The sequence below is a fragment of the Vibrio sp. 1557 genome, assembly GCF_033340175.1.
GTDB classification, from domain to species: Bacteria; Pseudomonadota; Gammaproteobacteria; order Enterobacterales; family Vibrionaceae; genus Vibrio; species Vibrio alginolyticus.
In genome coordinates, this window is the sequence record NZ_JAWOVZ010000054.1 from 1 (window position 1) to 6044 (window position 6044).

The following is a 6044-nucleotide window of genomic DNA, read 5'->3' on the forward strand; positions in this document are numbered from 1 at the left end:
GTTGGGATAAATAGAGCAGTGATAAAGCCCCACGCGATAAACGCGCCGATGTTTGGCATTACCATGTTTGACAGAAAACGACCAAAATTTTGTATCTTGATCTTGGCATCTGGTGATATCATAACAATTCCCCGTTCGATGTTCTGATGAATCTTGTTGTAGTAAACGGTTCGCCAAAACCGTTTGTTTGATTGCTTAGTACCCAATCAATTTACCACACATTTTCCAATTGGAACTGACAACGGGTTTTTCGTGATCTACGCCCGCATTTCTTAGGCTGAGAAAAGGTTTTTAAGTGACCAAGTTCAACTTATTAACTTGTAACTTAATAACAAAAAGCCACTTTTAAATCTGTCAATAAAAATCTTAGTGATCAATCCGATCTTCTGACAAATTTAAAATCAAAATACTTTGTGACTTTGATCACTTTTGATTTTTTTTGAAATTCGAATTAAATACTTGTAATGATCAATGTCACGTTTTGTGTTGAGTTGTGGTGGATTTAAAGTGTGACCTGGATCTGTTTTTGTTTTTTGTGAAAGTTTGTGACGGAATTGGTGAGATAAATGCTATCTAGATCTTTCGATAGATTGTATCTATAAGAGTCTTTTCGGCGCACTTCACGGAGCACGCCTAATTAGTTGATGAAAGGGTAAATAAAGAGAGTCGCCACACGGTTCTTCTTGTGATTCCCAACTCTCTACTTAATCACTGTTCTTAATCATCGTTGCTATTAGTATGATAGACGAGGTAGTCATGAGCTTGCTCGCGTCCCATATACCTTGCCAACGTCTTTTCTTGAACATCGCGCAAATCCACCATAATCAATCCATCTAGAGCGTTATTGAATGCAGGGTCGACGTTGAAGCATACCAGCTTGCCATTGAGGCTTAAGTACTGACGCAGCAAAACGGGCACTCCTTTCCCTTCATCGATTCTGGCAATGACACGTGACAATAGCTGTAAATCACCCAGAGCAGTAAGCATGCTGGTGTTCCAGTCACGATGGTGCTCAGGAAGTGGGTTAGAAGGCGTGACGTACTCTGCGCAGTTGTTGTCGTAGTGATGCAGTGTCATTGATTGGGCAAGCAGTTGGCGTGCAGTATCGCTATAGTCGTTGCTAATGCTTACCGGACCAAATAGGTGAGTGTAATCTGGGTTTTGATGCACGAAGGTTGCGATGCCTTTCCACAGCAGCAGCAGCGCGCTCATGCTCTTTTGATATTGCTGCGCAATCACTGAGCGCCCCATTTCGATGGATTTACCCATTTGGTCGATAAAGCGTTGGTCATAGTTAAACAACGTTCGTGAATACAGACCTGCTACACCCCGCTTTTCAATCAGTTGATCAACCAGACCTAAACGATACGCGCCCACCAAGCATTGGTTCTCTCTGTCCCACACAAACAGATGCAGGTAATCATGATCGAAATGGTCAATGTCTATTGCTAGTCCTGTCCCTTCGCCAACCTGTCGAAAATTGAGCTCACGTAGACGACCAATTTCATGCAGCAGGGAAGGGATATTCTGCGACTCCGTGCAGTAAACATCGAACTCACCACTTGTTAGCAGCTTGGACTCTTTTGGTAAGTTGTTCAGTTCTTCAAGCAATTCGCCTACGGGTAACCCTGCCGCTATTGGTGAGAGCCGTTCTGATGAGGAAGAGGGCTTCACCGATTGGATTTCACGATTGAGTAAGTAAGTGTTGAGCCGCAAATAGTTCACCACTTGATCATCGCTAAGTGTGTTCAGCTCTTTAAATTTTATCGCTTGGCCAAAGGATAAGTTGATGGTTTGCGCCTGTTTGTTCAGCAGTTCTCGCCCAAGCAGTAGGGTGCGCAAAAGTGGATGGATTTTCCCTGCCATATAGAAGCGTTTCGAGTTCTGGCCACTGATGAATACTGGAACTGTCGTGGCTTTGTTTTTGCGAATTAGGCTACTTACGCTTCGACTCCACGCTTTGTCTTCCAAGCGTTGTTGTTTGGCATCGACTAACTGGGACACTTCACCGGCAGGAAAGACAAGCAATAAGCCGCCACTTGCTAGGTGTTTATTAGCCGCTCTGAGGGCCTTCATATTCGATTTGACGGCGTCTTTGCCTTCAAACACATCGACACCAATGAAGAGCTGATCTAACTCCGGCACGGTTTTCAGGTATTGATTGGCTAGAATTTGGATATCGTCTCGTACCATCAACAAGAGTTCGGCCAAGATGACGCCTTCCACACAACCAAGCGGATGATTCGCCACAATGACGGTAGCACCTTGTTTAGGTACTGAGTCGAGTGAACCATGAGCAATGCGATAATCGATACCTAAAATATCCAACGTGAAGCGGAGAAAAGTTTTGGTATCGGCATTAACGGGGCGTTGAGCGTAGAACTTATCAAGCTGGTTTAAACCGGTTGCCCATTCAGCAACGTTTTCACCAATGCCAAACGGCGTTTTACGAGGGAGACGAAAAGGGGTTGAACTATCCATATTTACCTCAGCGTACAAGTTGCTGATTGGATAGTAGAAATTACAGATGACAGTTAAGAGGCAAAAGCATGAGCCTTTGGTGACAAACCAATGAAGCTTTATTGACTAAAGAAAACGGTATATCACTGTGCTATGAATCAAAACTCGCGTTATGTCTCCCTCTTAAAACAATAGATAGGCTATCTTATCTAGAACAAAGATTAAGCTAAGTTGATATTTATCAGGGGGAAATAATGGAACGAGTTTCCAATAAAGCAGCACTTTGGATTGGGCTAAGTTTGATACTTGGTCTTGGCATCCTTGGCTATTTTATGCAGCAGACGGCGGTGAAATACCGAGCCTATGAAAGAGTCGTGACAGTAAAAGGTTTGTCGGAGCGTGAGTATCCTGCTGATACGGTGATTTGGCCGATTCAATTTACTCTAGCGAGTAATGATATGGGAGCCATGTTTGATGAAATTGACCAGCAAACCCGTTTGATTTTGGACTTTCTAAGTGCCAAAGGGCTTCCTGAAACCAGCGTTTCCCTTTCTTCCCCAGCGGTCATTGACAGAAAAGCACAGCAATATGGGAGCGAGCAAGACATTGAGTATCGTTATTTGGCCTCGCGAACCGTTACGGTTTACAGCCAGAGTGTTGATGTTGTTCGAGCGGCAATCAATGAAATAGGTGAGCTAGGAAAACAAGGCGTTTTGCTTAACCAAGATCCTTATGCAAATCGTGTTGAGTACAGCTTTACTAAGCTGAATGATGTGAAGCCAGACATGATCGAAGAAGCGACTAAGAATGCGCGTGAAGTGGCTGAGAAATTTGCGAAAGACTCACAGAGTTCACTGGGTAAGATCAAACGTGCAACTCAAGGGCAGTTCTCGATTTATGACCGAGACAGCAACACGCCTTACATTAAGAAAGTACGAGTGGTATCGACGGTTCAATATTACTTATCTGATTAAAGTTGCGCTCATATAGTCAATAGTTGGTCGTTCCATCACCTTCTATTTGTAGAGGTATCTATGCTCTGTGATAGGGAAATCAGTCTTCGATGACGCTATATACAAGTACTTTTTTATAAAACTAAGTTCTTAACAGTGATGAGGTGAGTTTGATAATAATCAAGCTCACTTGTTTCTTATGAGCGTAAGTTAGTATGACTTATTGCTAGAAGGAATTAGTATCATGGCATACAAGCACTTTGTTAGAGAACTACTGGGTTTAGCGATTGTTGTCTCTGTCGTCTTTGGCGTATTAGGCGTGATGTTAGAGCTCTTCGCACTGACGGCACTTTGGGAGCATCAGCAAACGATAGCCGATGTTTTCTTCCATGAATCTCTCTACTTCATCGTATTTTTAATCCCACCATACTTCCTCTGGAAGTTGATTAACCGTCCTGAATTGGTTTCTGCTGACCAAGCTTATTTGGCAATGAAGTTAGAGGCTGAAAGTCGACAATGAGTCGATTTAGTGAGTAATGAAAAGAAGAGGCGATGAGAAAACATTAGCCTCTTTTCTATCTGATTCGTGGGGCAAAATATTCGCTGCTTTATTGATTAAAAAGCTGCTTCGATTGTGCCTTTGAAAGTGCGATCGAGGTAATCACGAATCGCTTGAGATTGATAAATAGAAACGAACTTTTTATACGCTTCATTATTTTTGTCTGCGTCACGAGTGGCGATGACCATGACTGCTAATGGGGCGTCTTTTGCTTCAAGATAGATACTTTGTTTCTTCGGATCTAAACCAGAAGACATTACGTAGTTCATTGTAATCGCAGCCGCGTCCACATCATCTAATGTTCTTGGTAGCTGAGCGGCATCTACCTCGACAAATTCAAATGATTTTGCGTTTTTTGTGATATCAGTTAGGGCGGCTTTATGGCCAACACCCTGTTTCAGCTCAATTAAACCTGCATCGGCGAGTAGCAACAGACCACGACCACCGTTGGTAGGGTCATTTGGAAGCGCTATACGTGCATTGTTTGGAAGCTCTTGCAGTGAGCGATACTTATTGGAATAAAGCCCCATACGCATAAGAATGGACTGACCAATTGATACTAATTGGGCGTTATGGCTACTGTTGAAGTTGTCTAAAAATGGCTGGTGCTGATAGCTATTAATATCGATGCTACCATCGCTAAGAGCGGCATTAGGTGTCACGTAGTCAGAAAACTCAATGACTTCGACATTCAAACCTTGCTTCGCAGCCTCCTTCGCTACCGCCTCGACTACTTGTGCATGTGGTCCAACTGTCGCGCCCACTTTAATGACAGAGTCATCTTTTTCTCCACAAGCGTTTAAGCCGACTACTGCCGTGAGAATCAAAGCTAGTTTCTTTAAGTGACCAATACTTTTCATTGTAGCTCCATTTTTGCTTTAGACGTCCATACGTTTATATGTCCATCCTATCAGAAGTTGTCTGAGGGTCAATGGTTTAAATCACGAGCAGACATTTTGTTTCTATTGCTCGTATAGAAAGCCAGATAATAGTTAAAGAAGAGGGGAAGAGGAAAAGCTATTACGAGGTTAGTGACGAGTTACCGCAACTGTACCCAAAGATATAAGATACAAAAAAGGCGTAGTAGGTATTAACCTGCTACGCCTTTCGAAATATGGTGGCCCCTCGCAGACTTGAACTGCGGACCAATCGATTATGAGTCGACTGCTCTAACCACTGAGCTAAGGGGCCTTGATAGGACAACGATTATAGGGGAAGCGTTGCAAGGTGTCTAGATACCAATTAGGGCAATTGCGCTTAGTTTTTATCCACTTAGAACAGTAGATAATAAAAAAGGTGACCTAAAGTCACCTTTTTTGATTTCTAAAAGCTTATATGCGCTGCGATTATTCGTCTAGGAAGCTGCGCAGAGTCTCTGAGCGGCTTGGGTGACGAAGTTTACGTAGTGCTTTTGCTTCGATCTGACGGATACGTTCACGAGTAACGTCGAACTGCTTACCAACTTCTTCTAGAGTATGGTCAGTGTTCATGTCGATACCAAAGCGCATACGAAGTACTTTCGCTTCACGTGGCGTTAGACCTGCAAGCACGTCTTTTGTTGCCACTTTAAGGCTAGTTGCTGTTGCAGAATCTAGCGGAAGTTCTAGCGTTGTATCTTCGATAAAATCACCTAGATGCGAATCTTCGTCGTCACCGATTGGTGTCTCCATTGAGATAGGCTCTTTAGCGATTTTTAGAACTTTACGAATCTTGTCTTCTGGCATTTGCATGCGCTCTGCCAGTTCTTCCGGTAGTGGCTCGCGACCCATCTCTTGCAACATTTGACGAGAAATACGGTTTAGCTTGTTGATCGTTTCGATCATGTGTACCGGGATACGAATCGTACGTGCTTGGTCCGCGATTGAACGAGTGATTGCCTGACGGATCCACCACGTTGCGTAAGTCGAGAACTTGTAACCACGACGATATTCGAACTTATCTACCGCTTTCATCAGACCGATGTTACCTTCTTGGATCAGATCCAAGAACTGTAGGCCACGGTTGGTGTATTTCTTCGCGATAGAAATTACAAGACGCAAGTTCGCTTCAACCATCTCTTTCTTCGCACGGCG

At 43.5% G+C, this 6044-nt stretch carries 5 protein-coding genes and 1 tRNA gene; 2 read left to right on the plus strand and 4 right to left on the minus strand.

Features of this window, described 5'->3' with window-relative positions; all coding sequences use genetic code 11:
• Positions 1 to 717: 717 nt before the first annotated feature.
• Positions 718 to 2481 carry a lysophospholipid acyltransferase family protein gene (locus R7070_RS24220; RefSeq protein ID WP_213971582.1) on the minus strand — a complete coding sequence of 588 codons (1764 nt, stop codon included), beginning with the start codon at positions 2479 to 2481 and terminating at the stop codon, positions 718 to 720.
• Between the two features lie 233 nt (positions 2482 to 2714).
• Here R7070_RS24220 and R7070_RS24225 point away from each other — a divergent pair, with 233 nt between their 5' ends.
• On the plus strand, positions 2715 to 3434 hold the full coding sequence (locus R7070_RS24225; protein WP_005379714.1) for an SIMPL domain-containing protein: 720 nt from the start codon (positions 2715 to 2717) through the stop codon (positions 3432 to 3434).
• 223 nt (positions 3435 to 3657) lie between these two features.
• Positions 3658 to 3933, plus strand: a complete 276-nt coding sequence (locus R7070_RS24230) for a hypothetical protein (protein WP_005379716.1) — start codon at positions 3658 to 3660, stop codon at positions 3931 to 3933.
• A 95-nt stretch (positions 3934 to 4028) separates the two neighbouring features.
• On the opposite strand, the gene R7070_RS24235 is transcribed toward R7070_RS24230, so the two are convergent.
• The 3 genes from R7070_RS24235 to rpoD all read right to left on the minus strand — a co-directional run.
• Complete coding sequence (locus R7070_RS24235; RefSeq protein WP_256900292.1) at positions 4029 to 4832, minus strand: MetQ/NlpA family ABC transporter substrate-binding protein; 804 nt, start codon at positions 4830 to 4832, stop codon at positions 4029 to 4031.
• Between the two features lie 255 nt (positions 4833 to 5087).
• Positions 5088 to 5163, minus strand: a tRNA-Ile gene (locus tag R7070_RS24240).
• Positions 5164 to 5318: 155 nt separating this feature from the next.
• A partial coding sequence (gene rpoD, locus R7070_RS24245; RefSeq protein WP_318141323.1) for an RNA polymerase sigma factor RpoD occupies positions 5319 to 6044 on the minus strand: 726 nt, incomplete at its 5' end.

Bases quoted from the DNA above. Each gene is read 5' to 3' on its own strand.
- R7070_RS24220 (WP_213971582.1), bottom strand. From the start codon at position 2,481: ATGGATAGTTCAACCCCTTTTCGTCTCCCTCGTAAAACGCCGTTTGGC.
- R7070_RS24225 (WP_005379714.1), top strand. From the start codon at position 2,715: ATGGAACGAGTTTCCAATAAAGCAGCACTTTGGATTGGGCTAAGTTTG.
- R7070_RS24230 (WP_005379716.1), top strand. From the start codon at position 3,658: ATGGCATACAAGCACTTTGTTAGAGAACTACTGGGTTTAGCGATTGTT.
- R7070_RS24235 (WP_256900292.1), bottom strand. From the start codon at position 4,832: ATGAAAAGTATTGGTCACTTAAAGAAACTAGCTTTGATTCTCACGGCA.